The sequence below is a fragment of the Variovorax paradoxus genome, assembly GCF_022009635.1.
GTDB lineage: Bacteria > Pseudomonadota > Gammaproteobacteria > Burkholderiales > Burkholderiaceae_C > Variovorax.
This window is the reverse complement of record NZ_CP091716.1, coordinates 643740-659076: the sequence shown is the minus strand read 5'-3', so window position 1 is coordinate 659076 and position 15337 is coordinate 643740. Positions and strand designations below refer to the sequence as shown.

The following is a 15337-nucleotide window of genomic DNA, read 5'->3' as shown; positions in this document are numbered from 1 at the left end:
GCCGGATGCCGAACTCGCAATCCATCGACAGCCGGCTGGTGCTGCTCTCGCCCGGCGACAACTGCCTGATCGCCTGCACCCACCTCGCCGCCGGCACCGCCGTGCAGCTCGAGGGCGGCACCGTCACGCTGGCCAAGGACATCGGCCTGGGCCACAAGATCGCGCGCCACGACATCGCCGCCGGCCAGCAGGTGCTGAAGTACGGCGCCGTCATCGGCAGCCTGCATGCGCCGGTCGCGGCGGGCGAGCACATCCACACGCACAACCTCGACAGCGACTACACGCTGGACGAGGGCAAGACCTTCGTCGGCCACGCCTGAGGCGCCCTCCCCGCATGAACGCTCCCAACCTCCAGATCCAGGGCTTCCCGCGCGCCGATGGCCGCAAGGGCATCCGCAATGTCGTGGTCGTGGCCTACCTGGTCGAGTGCGCGCACCACGTGGCGCGCGAGATCACGCTCAACTTCCGCCAGCAGCACGGCGAATCGGAAGTGCACCTCGTCGGCTTTCCCGGCTGCTACCCGAACGAATACGCCGAACGCATGATGCAGGCGATTGCCACCCACCCCAACGTGGGCGCGGCGCTGCTGATCTCGCTGGGCTGCGAGAGCATGAACAAGCGCAAGCTGGAGGAGGCCGTCGCCGCCTCGGGCCGGCCGGTGCACACGCTCACCATCCAGCAGGAGGGCGGCACCCGCAGCACGATCCGCGAAGGCACGCAGTGGGTGGAATGGGCGCTGGCCGAACTCGCGCAGCAGCAGCGCGTGCCGATGGCGCTGAACGAATTGGTGGTGGGCACCATCTGCGGCGGCTCCGACGGCACCAGCGGCATCACGGCCAACCCCGCCGTGGGCCGCGCCTTCGACCTGCTGATCGCGCAGGACGCGCGCTGCATCTTCGAGGAAACCGGCGAGCTGATCGGCTGCGAGTTCCACATGAAGCGGCGCGCCGCCACGCCCGAGTTGGGCGAGGCCATCGTCGAATGCGTGAACAAGGCCGCGCGCTACTACAGCACCATGGGCCACGGCAGCTTCGCGCCCGGCAATGCCGACGGCGGGCTCTCGACCATCGAGGAGAAGTCGCTGGGCGCGTACGCCAAGAGCGGCGCCTCGCCGATCAACGGCATCGTCAAGCCCGGCGACGTGCCGCCGCAGGGCGGCCTCTACCTGCTGGACGTGGTGCCCGACGGCGAGCCTCGCTTCGGCTTCCCGAACATCAGCGACAACGCCGAGATCGCCGAGCTCATCGCCTGCGGCGCGCACGTGATCCTGTTCACCACGGGGCGCGGCTCGGTGGTGGGCTCTGCAGTCTCGCCGGTCATCAAGGTCTGCGCGAACCCCGACACCTACCGCCGGCTGCACGAAGACATGGACGTCGATGCCGGCCGCATCCTCGAAGGGCGCGGCACGCTGCAGGAAGTGGGCGAGGAGATCTTCGACGCGGTGCGCCGCGTGGCCGATGGCGCCGCCACCAAGTCCGAGGCGCTGGGGCATCGCGAATTCATCCTGACCTACAAGGCCTTCGAGCCGCTCGGGCCTTCGTGCCTGCCGCTCGCGCGCGCCGCGTAGCCGCCCCTTTTTTTCTTGTCTTCATTGGACTTCCGGAGCCCAACGCATTGAACTACCAGTTCGACTTCGCACCCGTGCTCGCGCAGTGGCCGCTGCTGCTCGAAGGCGCATGGACGACCGTGCAGCTGTCCTTCCTGGCCACCGTGCTGGGCTTCGCGCTGGGTACCGTCTGCGCACTGGGCCGCAACAGCAAGCATGGCTGGCTGCGCGGCCTGACGGGCGGCTACGTGGAGGCGATCCGCAACACGCCGCTGCTGATCCAGAGCTACTTCCTGATCTTCGGCCTGTCGAGCGCGGGCGTGACGATGCCGATCATGGTCGGCGCGGTGCTCGCGCTGGTGGTGAACATCGGCGCCTACAGCTGCGAGATCATCCGCGCGGGCATCGAGTCGATCCACAAGGGCCAGCTCGAAGCGGCCGAATGCCTTGGCCTGTCGAAGGTGCAGGTGTTCTGGCACGTGATCCTGCGCCCGGCGGTGGAGCGCGTATACCCGGCGCTCGCCAGCCAGTTCGTGCTGCTGATGCTGGCCTCCAGCATCATGTCGTCGATCGGCGCGGAAGAGCTCTTCGGCGTGGCCAACCGCATCCAGTCGGACACCTTCCGCAACTTCGAGATCTTCATCGTGCTGTGGGTGGTGTACCTAGCGCTGTCGTACGCGATGCGCCTGGGCTTCTGGCTGCTCGGCATGATCGTGTTCCCACGCCGGCGCAAGCTCGGCACGCCGTTGTGAAGAAGAGGCCCGCGTCATGACATTCATGCCGGCCGAGCACTTCGGCTTTCTCCTGATGGGCGCGTGGGGCACGCTGCAGCTCTCGGCCCTCGCGTTCATCGGCGGCGGACTCATCGGGCTCGCGGTGGCGCTGGCGCGCGTGTCGCCGGCGAAGGCGGTGCGCATGGCGGCCGCGGGCTACATCCAGGTCATCCAGGGCACGCCGCTCTTGGTACTGATGGGCGTGTGCTTCTTCGGCCCCAACATCGCGGGCATCGGCTCTGTGCCTGCGCTGGCGGCGGCGGCGCTGGCCATCACCATCTATGCGAGCGCCTTCCTCGGCGAAATCTGGCGCGGCTGCATCCAGGCCGTGCCGCGCAGCCAGTGGGAAGCAGCCGAATGCCTGGCGCTCACGCGCATCGAGCGCATGCGCCGCGTGATCCTGCCGCAGGCGCTGCGCATCGCAACGCCGCCCACGGTGGGCTTCCTGGTGCAGATCATCAAGAACACATCGATCGCGTCGCTGGTGGTCGGCTATGCCGAGCTTTCCTACAACGCCAAGGTGCTCAACAACTCGACCTTCCAGCCCTTCCTGTATTTCGGGTGCGCGGTGGTTCTGTATTTCATTCTTTGCTACCCGCTCTCGCGATGGAGTCGCGCCCTTGAAAGGAAGCTCAATGCAGCCCGTGGTTGAACTCAACGACGTCCACAAGCACTTCGGCAAGCTGCATGTGCTCAAGGGCGTGTCGTTCTCGGTCCAGCGCGGGCAGGTGGTGGCGATCATCGGCCAGAGCGGCTCGGGCAAGAGCACCGCGCTGCGCTGCATCGACCGGCTGGAGACCATCGACAGCGGCACCATCGGCTGCTGCGGCCACGCGGTGCACGACCCGGCATTGAACCTGCGCGCGCTGCGCAAGGACGTGGGCATCGTGTTCCAGAGCTACAACCTGTTCCCGCACCTCACGGTGAAGCAGAACATCACGCTCGCGCCGCAGTCTGTGAAGAAGATGAGCGCCTCGGAAGCCGGCGCCATCGCGATGGAAGTGCTCGAGCGCGTGGGCCTGGCGGAAAAGGCCGACGCTTATCCGGAGCAGCTCTCGGGCGGCCAGCAGCAGCGCGTGGCGATTGCGCGCTCGCTCGCGATGAAGCCGCAGCTCATGCTGTTCGACGAAGTCACCTCCGCGCTCGACCCGCAGCTCACCGGCGAAGTGCTCAAGGTGATGGAGAAGCTCGCCTCCGAGGGCATGACCATGATCCTCGTGACCCACGAGATGGCTTTTGCGCGCGGCGTGGCCGACAAGGTCATCTACATGCACCAGGGGCTGGTGTGGGAGGAGGGCGACGCCAGCATCCTCAGCAACCCGCAGACGCCCGAGCTGCGCCAGTTCATCGGCACCGGGCTTTGATTTTTCCTTCAGACAACTCCAGGAGACTTTCGATGACTTCTTCTTCCTCCCTCTCGCTCAAGCGCCGCGGCGCGCTGCTGTCCGCCCTCGCGCTGGCGCTGCCGCTCGCCTTCGCGGGCGCATCGGCGCATGCCGACCAGCTCGACACCATCATGGCCGCCAAGAAGATCCGCGTGGCCATCGACCTCGCCGTGCCGCCCTATGGCCTGAAGGACGAGAAGCTCAACGCCACCGGCTCCGACGTGGAAACCGCGCGCCTGCTGGCCAAGAGCCTGGGCCTGGAACTGGAAATCGTGCCGACCACTGGCGCCAACCGCATTCCCTTCCTGCAGACCGACAAGGCCGACATCGTGATCTCCAGCATGTCGGTCACGCCGGAGCGCGAGAAGGTGGTCGACTTCTCGGTGCCCTACGCCGCCATCCTGGCCGTGGTGGGCGCGCCCAAGAGCATGACCATCACCGGCCCGGCCGACCTCGCGGGCAAGAAAGTGATCGCCACGCGCGGCACCACCAATGACCAGGAAGTGACGAAGATCCTGCCGGCCGGCACGCAGATCGTGCGCTTCGACGACGACGCCACCTCCATCACCGCGGTGGTGAGCGGTCAGGCCGACATCTTCGCGACCGCGCCGCCCCTGCTGAAGACCATCAACGAGAAGAACCCGGCCAAGCAGATGGAGCCGAAGTTCACCATGAAGGTCAACATGCTGGCCATCGGCATGCGCAAGAACGAGCCGCGCCTGAAGGCCAAGCTCGACGAGTTCGTGAAGGCACAGCTCAAGAGCGGCGAGCTCAACACCATCTACAAGAAATTCCACGGCGCCGACCTGCCGGCCGACGTGACGCGCAACGCAGGCTGAGCACGATGGCAAAGATCGACCAGGTCGAGATCTCGCAGATCGACATCGCGCCGAAGGTCAAGCGCACCGACGCCATCCAGTCCTTCGTGACGCAGGAGACGGTGATGGTCACCGTGCGCTGCGACGACGGCTCGGCGGGCACGGGCTACACCTACACCATCGGCACGGGCGGCTCGTCCATCGTGGCGCTGCTGAACGACCACCTCGCGCCGCGCCTGATCGGGCGCGACCCGCAGCAGTACGAAGCCATCTGGCGCGACCTGTTCTTCCACACGCATGCCACCGCCGTGGGCGCGATCACCAGCCTCGCGCTGGCGGCCATCGACACCGCGCTGTGGGACCGCAACGCGCGTGCCGTCGACCTGCCGCTGTGGCGGCTGGCGGGCGGAGCGCAGCAGCGCGTGCCGGTCTACACCACCGAGGGCGGCTGGCTGCACATCGAGCCCGCACAGCTGGTGGAGCAGACACTCGCGGCCAAGGCCGACGGCTTCCTGGGCGCGAAGATCAAGGTCGGCAAGCCGCACGTGGCGCAGGACATCGCGCGCCTGTCGGCCGTGCGCGAAGCCGTGGGCGCGGACTTCGAGCTGATGGTCGACGCCAACCAGAGCTTCACCGTGGCCGAGGCCATCCGGCGCGCGCGCCAGTACGCGCCGCTGGACCTGGCCTGGTTCGAGGAACCGATGCCGGCCGAGCATGTGCGCGCGCATGCGCAGCTGCTGGCGAGCACCAGCGTGCCGATCGCGGTGGGCGAGTCGATGTACCACCCGTCGCAGTTCGCCGAATACATCCAGCAGGGCGCCTGCTCGATCGTGCAGGCCGACGTGGCGCGGGTGGGCGGCATCACGCCGTGGCTGAAGATCGCGCACCTGGCGGAGGCGCACGGCATCGCGATGTGCCCGCACTTCCTGATGGAGCTGCACGTGAGCCTGTGCGCGGCGGTGCCGAATGCGCGCTGGGTGGAATACATCCCGCAGCTCGACGACCTCACCACCAGCCGGCTGCGCATCGAGGGCGGCCATGCGGTGGCGCCGGAAACGCCGGGGCTGGGCATCGAGTGGGACGCGGAGCAGCTGAAGGCGCGGCGCAAGTTCGCGCCGCTGGTGCTGCGCGGCTGAGTCAGTCCGCTTCGATCAGGCTGCGCAGCGACTGCAGGTCGCGCGCGATCCAGCCGGCGTCGCGCTCGAAGGCCGCGTCGTCCATGTGCGGCTGTCGCAGCAGCGTGAACTGCAGTTCGCAGGCGTCCGGCCCGACGCCGATCACGCGAAAGGGTAGATAGACCTCGGGCACGCCTTCGGGCGCGACCCAGTGGTCGAGCACGCCGAAGTCGTTGCGCGGCGCGAAGCGCATGCGGGCATCGCCGCTCTCGGGCGTGCGCACGATCCAGTGGTCGCCGTGCGGCACCAGAGCGCTCTTCGCAAGGCCGCTGGCCCAGTCGGGCAGGCGCTTCGGATCGGCCGCCAGCACGTAGGCGCGGCGCCATTCGCAGGCCACGCGCTGCGTGATGACGCGGGACTGGACAGCACTGTCTTCACTCTTCGTGGTTTTCATCGAAGTCGCTCCTCAGGACCTTGGACACGACGGCGCCCGAGAACCCGCGCGCCATCAGGAATCGCATCTGCTTGGCCCGCTCCTTCGCGTCGGCGGGCGGTGCGTCGAAGCGTCGTCGCCAGAGGGCGGTGGCGCGCTCCACTTCGGTTTCCTGCAGGCTGGCCACCGCCTCGGCGATGGCTTCGGGCGCGATGCCCTTGGCCTGCAGTTCCTGCTTCACGCGCAATGCGCCCGAGCGGGCCGCGCGCTGGTTGAGCACCGAGGCCACCACACGCGGCTCGCTGATGAAGTCCTTGGCGGCCAGCTCGTCGAGCGCCTTGGCCAGCGTGCCGGGCTCTTCTTCATGCTTGGCGAGCTTGCGCTCCAGCTCCGAGCGCGAATGCTCGCGCTGGCTCAGCAGGCGCAGTGCGCGGCCTTTGAGGGACGGGGCGTCGAATGCCATGCGGGATCGCTCGCGCGGCCCCGGCAGGGGTCCGCGCTCGGGGACTTACTCGCCCTTGTCCGCCTTTTCGGCCTTGGCGGCCTTCTGCGGCTTTTCGGGCGTGGCGCCGGCGTCGGCGGCCAGCAGCGGAATGCCCAGCGACTCGCGCACCTTGTTCTCGATCTCGCGCGACAGCTCGGGGTTCTCGCGCAGGAACTCGCGGGCGTTGTCGCGGCCCTGGCCGATCTTCTCGCCGTTGTAGGCGTACCAGGCGCCCGACTTGTCGACGATCTTGGCGGTCACGCCCATGTCGATGATCTCGCCTTCGCGGCTGATGCCTTCGCCGAACAGGATGTCGAACTCCGCCGTCTTGAACGGGGGCGAGACCTTGTTCTTCACCACCTTCACCTTGGTTTCGTTGCCGATGGCCTCGTCGCCCTTCTTGATGGTGCCGATGCGGCGGATGTCCAGGCGCACCGAGGCGTAGAACTTCAGCGCATTGCCGCCGGTGGTGGTTTCGGGCGAACCGAACATCACGCCGATCTTCATGCGGATCTGGTTGATGAAGATGACCATGCAGTTGGTCTTCTTGATGGTGGCGGTGAGCTTGCGCAGCGCCTGGCTCATCAGGCGCGCCTGCAGGCCGGGCAGCGAGTCGCCCATTTCGCCTTCGATTTCGGCCTTGGGCGTGAGCGCTGCGACCGAGTCGACCACGATCAGGTCCACCGCGCCCGAACGCACCAGCGAATCGACGATTTCCAGGGCCTGCTCTCCGGTGTCGGGCTGGCTGATCAGCAGGTCGGACAGGTTGACGCCGAGCTTCTGGGCGTATTGCACGTCGAGGGCGTGTTCGGCGTCGACGAAGGCGCAGGTGCCGGCCTGCTTCTGCATGGCGGCAATGACCTGCAGCGTGAGCGTGGTCTTGCCCGAGGATTCAGGGCCGTAGATTTCGATGACGCGGCCGCGCGGCAGGCCACCGACGCCCAGCGCGATGTCCAGGCCCAGCGAGCCGGTCGAGACCACCTGGATGTCTTCCAGCGCCTCGCCTTCGCCGAGCCGCATGATCGTGCCCTTGCCGAACTGCTTTTCGATCTGGGCCAGCGCGGCCTGCAGGGCCTTGGCTTTTTCACTGTTGGCGACCGAGATGCTTGCGCCCTTGACGACTGCGTCCATGTGGAAACTCCTTGAATATCAACGGTTTGTGTCTGGCTTCATCCATCTGCTTTTAACCACAGGCTGGATGCTTGAACAGTAGTGTAGGGGCTGATGGATTCGAGTAAACCCGTTTTTTGGTCAGTTTGCTTTACCATTTAACGCCATGACCGAAGCCGCCTTTCCCACCGATCCCGACGCATGGCGGCAGACCCACCTGGGCCGCCTGCTGGGCCATGCGATGCGCCGCTTCGACGAGCGCGTGCTGGAGCTGATGGCGCACGACGTGGACGTGCCGCTGGCGCTGTCGAACCTTGCGGCGCGCGCGCAGGTGAGCGCGGCGCACATCCACATCACGCGGCACCTGGCGCGCGAGGGCTCGCGCCTCACCGAACTGGCCGAGCGCGCCGGCATGACCAAGCAGGCGATGGGCGCCTTGGTGGATCAGTGCGAGGCCTGGGGCCTGGTCACGCGCGGGCCCGACCCGCTCGACGCGCGGGCGCGCCGCGTGCTGTTCACGGCCGACGGACTGGCCTGGCTCGACGCCTTCCACGGCGCGGTGACGCAGGCCGAGCGCGAGTTCCGCAGCAGCGTGGGCAACGACATCGCCACCGTGGTAACCATCGGACTGGAAGCCTATACAGCGGGCTAGACTCCGCCAGAGAGAGACAAATGTGAACGGCGCCGGCGCGGCGCCCGAACCGGCCGGAGGTGGCGCATGAGAATTCTGATTGCCGAAGACGACCAGGTGCTGGCCGATGCCCTGCTGCGCAGCCTGCGCACCTCGGGCGCGGCGGTCGACCACGTGGCGAACGGCTCGCAGGCCGACACCGCGCTCATGACCCATGACGAATTCGACCTGCTGATCCTCGACCTCGGGCTGCCCAGCCTGCACGGCATCGAGATCCTCAAACGCCTGCGCGCGCGCGGCTCGCAACTGCCGGTGCTGGTGCTCACGGCGGCCGACAGCGTGGAAGAACGCGTCAAGGGCCTGGACAACGGGGCCGACGACTACATGGCCAAGCCCTTCAGCCTGCAGGAGCTGGAGGCCCGCGTGCGCGCCCTCACGCGGCGCGGCATGGGCACCACCAGCAACGCGATCCGCCACGGTCCGCTGGTCTACGACCAGGCCGGCCGCGTGGCCACCATCGACGGCAAGATGATCGAGCTTTCGGCACGCGAACTCGGCCTGCTCGAAGTGCTGCTGCAGCGCGCCGGCCGGCTGGTGAGCAAGGACCAGCTGGTCGACCGCCTCTGCGAATGGGGCGAGGAGGTGAGCCTGAACGCCATCGAGGTGTACATCCACCGGCTGCGCAAGAAGATCGAGAAGGGTCCGGTGCGCATCGCCACGGTGCGCGGGCTGGGCTATTGCCTCGAGAAGATCCAGAACTGATGCCCCTTTTCATGCGCGAAGACTGGGGGCGAACCCGGTGAAGCTGTTTCAGCGCGCGCAGCGCTCGCTGTTCGGCGAGATCCTCGACTGGATGCTCACGCCGCTGCTGCTGCTGGTGCCGGTGAGCATCGGCGTCACCTGGCTGGTGGCGCAGGGCATCGCCAACGCGCCCTTCGACCGTGCGCTCGAGCACAACGTGAAGGCGCTGTCCGAGCTGGTGACGGTGAAGGACGGGCATACGCAGTTCGTGCTCTCGCAGTCGGCGCGCGAGATCCTGCGGGCCGACGATGCCGGCCACGTCTACTACCAGCTGCTCGACGGCCACGGCACGCTGCTGAGCGGCGAACGCGACATTCCCCAGCCCGGCCTCGACGAGCCGCTGCCGCCCAACCAGGTGTTCCTGCACAACAGCGACGTGCACGGCCTGCCGGTGCGCGTGGCCTCGATGTGGCTGGCCAGCGGCAGCGACGACGTGCCGCCCTCGCTGCTGCAGCTGGCCGAGACGCGCGAGAAGCAGTCGGTGCTGGCCGCCGAGATCATCAAGGGCGTGCTGCTGCCGCAGTTCGCGATCCTGCCGCTGGCGGTGCTGCTGATCTGGCTGGCGCTGGTGCGCGGCATCAAGCCGCTGTCGGTGGTGGAGGCGCGCATCCGCGAACGGCGCCCCGGCGACCTGAGCCCGCTGGACGAATCGTCGGTGCCGCTCGAAGTGGTGCCGCTGGTGTCTTCGGTGAACGAGCTGCTGGACAAGCTCAACGATTCGATCGGCACGCAGAAGCGCTTCCTGGCCGACGCGGCGCACCAGCTGAAGACGCCGCTCGCCGGCCTGCGCATGCAGGCCGACCTGGCGCAGCGCGAAGGCGCCAACGCCGACGAGCTGAAGCAGTCGCTCAAGCAGATCGGCCGCGCCAGCAAGCGCGCCACGCACACGGTGAACCAACTGCTGTCGCTGGCGCGCGCCGAGGGCAACAGCGCCAACGTGCACCACCAGCCCTGCGACCTGGCGCGGCTCACCATCGAGGTGGTGCGCGAGGCGGTGCCGCGCGCCATCGAGAAGCGCATCGACCTCGGCTACGACGGCGCCGAGGCCGGCGCGCCGGGCGTGATGTTCGACGGCAACCAGACGCTGCTGAAGGAGCTGGTGCGCAACCTCGTCGACAACGCGCTGAACTACACGCCCTCGACGCCCGAGCGCCCCGGCCTGATCACCGTGCGCGTGCTGGCCGACCCCTTCGGCCATGTGCTGCTGCTGCAGGTGGAGGACAACGGCCCCGGCATCGCCGAAGCCGACCGCGAGCTGGTGTTCGAGCCGTTCTACCGCGTGCTCGGCAACGAGGCCGACGGCTCGGGGCTGGGCCTGCCGATCGTGCGCGAGATCGCGAACCAGCATCGCGCGCTGGTGAAGCTGGAGGATGCGCATCCCGGCAAGCATCCGCCGGGGGCGCTTTTCACGGTGCGCTTCGAAGCCGAGGCGCCTGTCTGAGCCTGGTCAGGGGGAGGGGGCGGGCGCAGGAGCGGGCGAGGGCGCAGGTGCCGCCGCCGCCGGGGCCGGCGCAGCAGGCTTCGCGTCCTTGCGGATCTGCAGCCACTCGGGCCGGATCTGCCGCGCCAGCCGCTGCGGCTCGCGCTCGTTGAGCCCCGCGGGCGCCAGGCCGAAGCCGACGAGATCGCCGCGCGCCCACAAGAAGTAGCCGGCGTTGGCCAGCAGCAGGACGACGAGCAGCAGGCGCAGCTTCATGCGGAGTCGGCTGTCAGAAAGACATGCCGCGGGGGCGCACGCTCACTTCGTCGCTCGAGATCAGCTGCAGCCCGGCGTCGGTGCGCACCTGCAGCTCGCCGCCCCAGGCCACGCCTTCGCACAGGCCGGCGGTGCCGTCGCTGAGCGCCACTTCACGCCCGCGCAGCACGTCGCGCGCGGCAAAGCGTTCGGCAAAGGGCGCGAAGCCGCGTGCCTCGAAATCCAGCACGGCCTGCACCAGCGGCGGGGCCAGCTCGGCCAGCACCTCGGGCGCGCTGGCCTCGGGGCGCCACTGGCGCAGCCAGGCCGGCGGCGTGCGCATGCCGTCGGCCTCGCGCGCACCGATGTTCAGGCCGATGCCGATCACGAGGTAGCGCGACGCATCGGGCCGACCATTGGACGGCAGCGCGGTCTCGATGAGGATGCCTGCCAGCTTGCTGTCGTTGACCCACACGTCGTTGGGCCACTTGAGCCCGACCTTGTGCACGCCCGTGGGGTCGAGGCTTTCGGCCACGCTGACACCCACGGCCAGCGACAGGCCCGACCAGTCGGCGGGCGCCAGCGGCAGGCCCAGCGAGAACACCAGCGAGGCCGAGGCTTCCTGCCGCGGCGCGCTTTGCCACGGCCGCCCCAGCCGGCCGCGCCCCGCGGTCTGGCGCTCGGCCACGAGCAGCACGGGCTCGACACGCCCGGCGCGCGCGCGGCGCATGAGCTCGGTATTGGTGGAGTCGATCTCGGCCACGGCCTCGACCGTGAAGCCGGGCAGCAGCGGGGCGACCGCCGCGGCGATCCGGTCTTCGAACCAGTCGGCGGTGGTGCTGCTCATGCTCAGTCTTTCTCGGATTTGTCCTTCTTGGCGGATTTTTTCTCCGCCTTCCCGGACTTGGCTTCCGATTTCTTTTCAGCCTTCTTGCCGGCTTTCTTTTCGGCCTTCTTGGCTTCCTTCTTTTCAGCCTCTTTTTTCTCGGCCTTCTTCTTTTCGGCTTTCTTTTTGTCTTTCTTCTTCTTTTTCTTTTCTTCGTCCTCATCCTTGGGCGTCAGCAGCGTGCCGCGGCACTCTTCGGAGCCGCACCAGCAAGGAAATTCGGACAGAAGCTTCGGCGTGTAAGGCTCGTCGATGATCAGGCCGTAGTCGTAATTGAGCTCTTCGCCTGCGGCGATGTTGCGCAGCGCCTTGATATAAACGCGCCCATCGACCTCGTCCGCCTCGCAGTTCGGTTCGCACGAGTGGTTGATCCAGCGCGCGTCGTTGCCCTTGACGTTGCCGTCGATCACACGCCCGTCGTCGATGTGGAAGTAGAAAGTGTGGTTCGGCTGGGCCGGGTCGTGCGGATGGCGGCGCAGCGCCTCCTTCCAGCTGATGATCTCGCCTTTGTATTCGATCAGCGTTTCGCCTTCGGCCAGGTCCTGCACGGCGAACACGCCGTTGCCGTGGACATCGGAGCGCCGCATCTGGATTCGGCGACCGGCGGAAAGTGGGGTTTTGGAAGGCATCGCCGAAGTCTGTTAGTTTGAATATGCACACATGCGCGTGTGCGCGTGCGCACGCGGGAAGCCGCAGAGTATAGAGAGCCCATAGATGACAAAGACGTTGGTAATCGCAGAAAAGCCGTCGGTGGCACAGGACATCGTCCGTGCCCTCACGCCGGTGGCCGGCAAATTCGACAAACATGACGAGCATTTCGAGAACGACAGCTATGTCGTGACCAGCGCGGTCGGTCACCTGGTCGAAATCCAGGCGCCCGAGGAATTCGACGTCAAGCGGGGCAAGTGGAGCTTCGCCAACCTGCCGGTGATTCCACCGCACTTCGACTTGAAGCCGGTCGACAAGACCAAGACGCGCCTGAACGCGGTGGTCAAGCAGGCCAAGCGCAAGGACGTGACGCAGCTCATCAACGCCTGCGACGCGGGCCGCGAGGGCGAGCTGATCTTCCGCCTGATCGAGCAGTACGCCGGCGGCAAGTCGGGCCTGAACAAGCCGGTCAAGCGGCTGTGGCTGCAATCGATGACGCCGCAGGCCATCCGCGACGGCTTCGACGCGCTGCGCACCGAAAAGCAGATGCAGGGCCTGGCCGACGCCGCGCGCTCGCGCTCCGAAGCCGACTGGCTGGTGGGCATCAACGGCACGCGCGCCATGACGGCATTCAATTCGCGCGACGGCGGCTTCTTCCTCACGACCGTGGGCCGCGTGCAGACGCCGACGCTCTCGGTGGTGGTGGAGCGCGAGGAACAGATCCGCAAGTTCGTCTCGCGCGACTACTGGGAAATCCACGGCACCTTCGCGGCCGAGGCCGGCGAGTACCCGGGCAAGTGGTTCAACCCCGACTGGAAGAAGGCCAACGCGCCGCTCTTGGCCAACGGCGAGCCCGACCCCGAGCAGCGTGCCGATCGCGTGTGGAATGAGCAGGAAGCCCGCGCCATCGCCGATGCCGCGCGCGGCAAGCCCGCCACCGTCACCGAAGAGAGCAAGCCCACCACGCAGGCTTCGCCGATGCTGTTCGACCTGACTTCGCTGCAGCGCGAAGCCAACGGCCGCTTCGGCTTCAGCGCCAAGACCACGCTCGCGCTGGCGCAGAGCCTGTACGAGCGCCACAAGGCGCTGACTTACCCGCGTACCGATTCGCGCGCGCTGCCGGAAGACTATCTGCCGGTGGTCAAGGACACCATGGGCATGCTCGCCAACAGCGGCATGAAGCACCTGGCCCCGTTCGCCAAGCAGGCGGTCGACGGCAACTACGTCCGGCCCAACAAGCGCATCTTCGACAACGCCAAGGTGTCGGATCACTTTGCCATCATCCCGACGCTGCAGGCCCCCAGCGGCCTGAGCGAGGCCGAGCAGAAGCTGTACGACTTCGTGGTGCGCCGCTTCCTGTCGGTGTTCTTCCCGAGCGCCGAATACCAGGTGACCACGCGCATCAGCACGGTGGAGCAGGGCGGCAAGAAGTACCCCTTCCGCACCGACGGCAAGGTGCTGGTGAAGCCGGGCTGGCTCGCCATCTACGGCAAGGAAGCCCAGGACGACGAGAAGGAAGACGACAAGGACGGCAAGCGCCTCGTGCCGGTGAAGCCGGGCGAGATCGTGAAGACCGAATCGGCCGACACCAAGGGCCTGAAGACGCGCCCGCCGGCGCGCTACTCCGAAGCCACGCTGCTGGGCGCGATGGAAGGCGCGGGCAAGACCATCGACGACGACGAGCTGCGCGAAGCCATGCAGGAAAAGGGCCTGGGTACGCCAGCCACGCGCGCGGCCACCATCGAAGGCCTGATCACCGAAAAATACATGCTGCGCGAGGGCCGCGAGCTGATTCCCACGGCCAAGGCCTTCCAGCTCATGACGCTGCTGCGCGGCCTGGGCGTGGAAGAACTCTCCAAGGCCGAGCTCACCGGCGAGTGGGAATACAAGCTCGCGCAGATGGAGAAGGGCGCGCTCAGCCGCGACGCCTTCATGCGCGAGATCGCCCAGATGACGGAGCACATCGTCAAGAAGGCGAAGGAATACGACCGCGACACCGTGCCGGGCGACTACGCCACCCTGCAGACGCCGTGCCCCAACTGCGGCGGCATCGTGCGCGAGAACTACCGCCGCTACGCCTGCACCGGCAAGAGCGGCACCGGCGAGGACGCCTGCGGCTTCTCGTTCGGCAAGTCGCCGGCCGGGCGCACCTTCGAGGTGGCCGAGGCCGAGGCGCTGCTGCGCGACAAGCACATCGGCCCGCTGGAGGGCTTCCGCTCCAAGGCCGGCTGGCCCTTCACCTCCGAGATCGTCATCAAGTTCGACGACGAGGCGAAGAACTGGAAGCTGGAGTTCGACTTCGGCGACGACAAGAACGCCGACACCGGCGAGATCGTCGACTTCAGCGAGCAGGACACCGTGGGCCCGTGCCCGGTGTGCGGCGCGCCGGTGTTCGAGCACGGCAGCAACTACGTCTGCGAGAAGTCGGTTCCGACCAATGCGCAGCCCACGCCCACCTGCACCTTCAAGACCGGCAAGATCATCCTGCAGCAGCCGGTGGAGCGCGCGCAGATGGAAAAGCTGCTGGCCACCGGCAAGACCGACCTGCTCGACAAGTTCGTGAGCATGCGCACGCGCCGCGCCTTCAAGGCCTTCCTGACCTGGAACGCCGAAGAAGGCAAGGTGACCTTCGAATTTGCACCGCGCGAAGGCGGTAGCAAGTTCCCGCCGCGCAAGACCTTCGGCAAGGCCGCGCCCGCCGGCAAGACGGCCGCGGCCAAGAAGGTGGCGGCGAAGAAGACGCCCGCCGCCAAGAAGGCCCCGGCAGCCAAGAAGGCCGCCGCGCCGCGCAAGCCCGGCGCGGGCCTGAAGCCCAGCGACTCGCTGGCCGCGGTGATCGGCGCCGAACCGGTGGCGCGCACCGAGGTCATCAAGAAGCTGTGGGACTACATCAAGGCCAACGGCCTGCAGGATGCGACCAACAAGCGCGCGATCAATGCCGACGCCAAGCTTAAGCCGGTGTTCGGCAAGGACCAGGTGACGATGTTCGAACTCGCGGGCATCGTGGGCAAGCACCTCTCGGCGACCTGAGC

17 protein-coding genes are annotated in these 15337 nt (G+C 67.4%); 11 read left to right on the top strand and 6 right to left on the bottom strand.

Going from position 1 to position 15337, the window contains the following annotated elements:
* Positions 1-5: 5 nt before the first annotated feature.
* From L3V85_RS03310 to L3V85_RS03280, 7 genes are read left to right on the top strand one after another with little or no spacing between them, the layout of a single operon-like run.
* Positions 6-320, top strand: coding sequence for a UxaA family hydrolase (locus L3V85_RS03310; protein WP_237677996.1), 315 nt, complete (start codon positions 6-8; stop codon positions 318-320).
* Positions 321-334: 14 nt separating this feature from the next.
* Positions 335-1567, top strand: coding sequence for a UxaA family hydrolase (locus tag L3V85_RS03305; protein WP_237677995.1), 1233 nt, complete (start codon positions 335-337; stop codon positions 1565-1567).
* Positions 1568-1614: 47 nt separating this feature from the next.
* Positions 1615-2298: an amino acid ABC transporter permease gene (locus L3V85_RS03300; protein WP_237677994.1), complete on the top strand. Its 684-nt coding sequence runs from the start codon at positions 1615-1617 to the stop codon at positions 2296-2298.
* Between the two features lie 25 nt (positions 2299-2323).
* A complete protein-coding gene (locus tag L3V85_RS03295; RefSeq protein WP_237680486.1) occupies positions 2324-2971 on the top strand; it encodes an amino acid ABC transporter permease in 648 nt (215 codons plus the stop codon).
* A complete protein-coding gene (locus tag L3V85_RS03290) occupies positions 2955-3683 on the top strand; it encodes an amino acid ABC transporter ATP-binding protein (protein ID WP_237677993.1) in 729 nt (242 codons plus the stop codon). Before L3V85_RS03295 ends, L3V85_RS03290 begins: the two co-directional genes overlap by 17 nt.
* Before the next feature lie 32 nt (positions 3684-3715).
* Positions 3716-4543: a transporter substrate-binding domain-containing protein gene (locus tag L3V85_RS03285; protein ID WP_237677992.1), complete on the top strand. Its 828-nt coding sequence runs from the start codon at positions 3716-3718 to the stop codon at positions 4541-4543.
* Positions 4544-4548: 5 nt separating this feature from the next.
* Positions 4549-5658 (top strand): mandelate racemase/muconate lactonizing enzyme family protein, encoded by a 1110-nt coding sequence (locus L3V85_RS03280; protein WP_237677991.1) that lies wholly within the window; start codon positions 4549-4551, stop codon positions 5656-5658.
* Position 5659: 1 nt separating this feature from the next.
* On the opposite strand, the gene L3V85_RS03275 is transcribed toward L3V85_RS03280, so the two are convergent.
* From L3V85_RS03275 to recA, 3 genes are read right to left on the bottom strand one after another with little or no spacing between them, the layout of a single operon-like run.
* On the bottom strand, positions 5660-6091 hold the full coding sequence (locus L3V85_RS03275) for an SRPBCC family protein (RefSeq protein ID WP_237677990.1): 432 nt from the start codon (positions 6089-6091) through the stop codon (positions 5660-5662).
* Positions 6072-6533 carry a recombination regulator RecX gene (gene recX / locus L3V85_RS03270; RefSeq protein ID WP_237677989.1) on the bottom strand — a complete coding sequence of 154 codons (462 nt, stop codon included), beginning with the start codon at positions 6531-6533 and terminating at the stop codon, positions 6072-6074. The genes L3V85_RS03275 and recX overlap by 20 nt, the downstream gene beginning before the upstream one ends.
* 45 nt (positions 6534-6578) lie before the next feature.
* Positions 6579-7685: a recombinase RecA gene (gene recA / locus L3V85_RS03265; RefSeq protein ID WP_237677988.1), complete on the bottom strand. Its 1107-nt coding sequence runs from the start codon at positions 7683-7685 to the stop codon at positions 6579-6581.
* Positions 7686-7830: 145 nt separating this feature from the next.
* Between recA and L3V85_RS03260 the strand changes: the two genes are divergently transcribed.
* From L3V85_RS03260 to L3V85_RS03250, 3 genes are all read left to right on the top strand, one after another.
* Entirely contained in the window at positions 7831-8316 is a 486-nt protein-coding gene (locus L3V85_RS03260; protein WP_237677987.1) for a MarR family winged helix-turn-helix transcriptional regulator, read from the top strand.
* 66 nt (positions 8317-8382) lie between these two features.
* A complete protein-coding gene (locus L3V85_RS03255; protein ID WP_081268702.1) occupies positions 8383-9057 on the top strand; it encodes a response regulator transcription factor in 675 nt (224 codons plus the stop codon).
* Between the two features lie 37 nt (positions 9058-9094).
* Entirely contained in the window at positions 9095-10537 is a 1443-nt protein-coding gene (locus L3V85_RS03250; protein WP_237677986.1) for a sensor histidine kinase, read from the top strand.
* Between the two features lie 6 nt (positions 10538-10543).
* Here the strand turns inward: L3V85_RS03250 and L3V85_RS03245 are convergent, their stop codons facing one another.
* The 3 genes from L3V85_RS03245 to L3V85_RS03235 are packed head-to-tail and all read right to left on the bottom strand — an operon-like array spanning position 10544 to position 12286.
* Positions 10544-10792: a sporulation protein gene (locus L3V85_RS03245; protein ID WP_237677985.1), complete on the bottom strand. Its 249-nt coding sequence runs from the start codon at positions 10790-10792 to the stop codon at positions 10544-10546.
* Positions 10793-10805: 13 nt separating this feature from the next.
* The gene (locus tag L3V85_RS03240) at positions 10806-11618 is read right to left on the bottom strand and encodes a biotin--[acetyl-CoA-carboxylase] ligase (RefSeq protein WP_237677984.1); all 813 of its coding nucleotides are present in this window, start codon (positions 11616-11618) and stop codon (positions 10806-10808) included.
* Between the two features lie 2 nt (positions 11619-11620).
* Positions 11621-12286, bottom strand: a complete 666-nt coding sequence (locus L3V85_RS03235; RefSeq protein ID WP_237677983.1) for an SET domain-containing protein — start codon at positions 12284-12286, stop codon at positions 11621-11623.
* Between the two features lie 85 nt (positions 12287-12371).
* Here L3V85_RS03235 and L3V85_RS03230 point away from each other — a divergent pair, with 85 nt between their 5' ends.
* Positions 12372-15335: a DNA topoisomerase III gene (locus L3V85_RS03230; protein ID WP_237677982.1), complete on the top strand. Its 2964-nt coding sequence runs from the start codon at positions 12372-12374 to the stop codon at positions 15333-15335.
* Positions 15336-15337: the final 2 nt, after the last annotated feature.

Coding starts and splice junctions, on each gene's coding strand:
- L3V85_RS03310 (WP_237677996.1), top strand. CDS start 6: ATGCCGAACTCGCAATCCATCGACAGCCGGCTGGTGCTGCTCTCGCCC.
- L3V85_RS03305 (WP_237677995.1), top strand. CDS start 335: ATGAACGCTCCCAACCTCCAGATCCAGGGCTTCCCGCGCGCCGATGGC.
- L3V85_RS03295 (WP_237680486.1), top strand. CDS start 2,324: ATGCCGGCCGAGCACTTCGGCTTTCTCCTGATGGGCGCGTGGGGCACG.
- L3V85_RS03290 (WP_237677993.1), top strand. CDS start 2,955: ATGCAGCCCGTGGTTGAACTCAACGACGTCCACAAGCACTTCGGCAAG.
- L3V85_RS03285 (WP_237677992.1), top strand. CDS start 3,716: ATGACTTCTTCTTCCTCCCTCTCGCTCAAGCGCCGCGGCGCGCTGCTG.
- L3V85_RS03280 (WP_237677991.1), top strand. CDS start 4,549: ATGGCAAAGATCGACCAGGTCGAGATCTCGCAGATCGACATCGCGCCG.
- L3V85_RS03275 (WP_237677990.1), bottom strand. CDS start 6,091: ATGAAAACCACGAAGAGTGAAGACAGTGCTGTCCAGTCCCGCGTCATC.
- recX (WP_237677989.1), bottom strand. CDS start 6,533: ATGGCATTCGACGCCCCGTCCCTCAAAGGCCGCGCACTGCGCCTGCTG.
- recA (WP_237677988.1), bottom strand. CDS start 7,685: ATGGACGCAGTCGTCAAGGGCGCAAGCATCTCGGTCGCCAACAGTGAA.
- L3V85_RS03260 (WP_237677987.1), top strand. CDS start 7,831: ATGACCGAAGCCGCCTTTCCCACCGATCCCGACGCATGGCGGCAGACC.
- L3V85_RS03255 (WP_081268702.1), top strand. CDS start 8,383: ATGAGAATTCTGATTGCCGAAGACGACCAGGTGCTGGCCGATGCCCTG.
- L3V85_RS03245 (WP_237677985.1), bottom strand. CDS start 10,792: ATGAAGCTGCGCCTGCTGCTCGTCGTCCTGCTGCTGGCCAACGCCGGC.
- L3V85_RS03240 (WP_237677984.1), bottom strand. CDS start 11,618: ATGAGCAGCACCACCGCCGACTGGTTCGAAGACCGGATCGCCGCGGCG.
- L3V85_RS03235 (WP_237677983.1), bottom strand. CDS start 12,286: ATGCCTTCCAAAACCCCACTTTCCGCCGGTCGCCGAATCCAGATGCGG.
- L3V85_RS03230 (WP_237677982.1), top strand. CDS start 12,372: ATGACAAAGACGTTGGTAATCGCAGAAAAGCCGTCGGTGGCACAGGAC.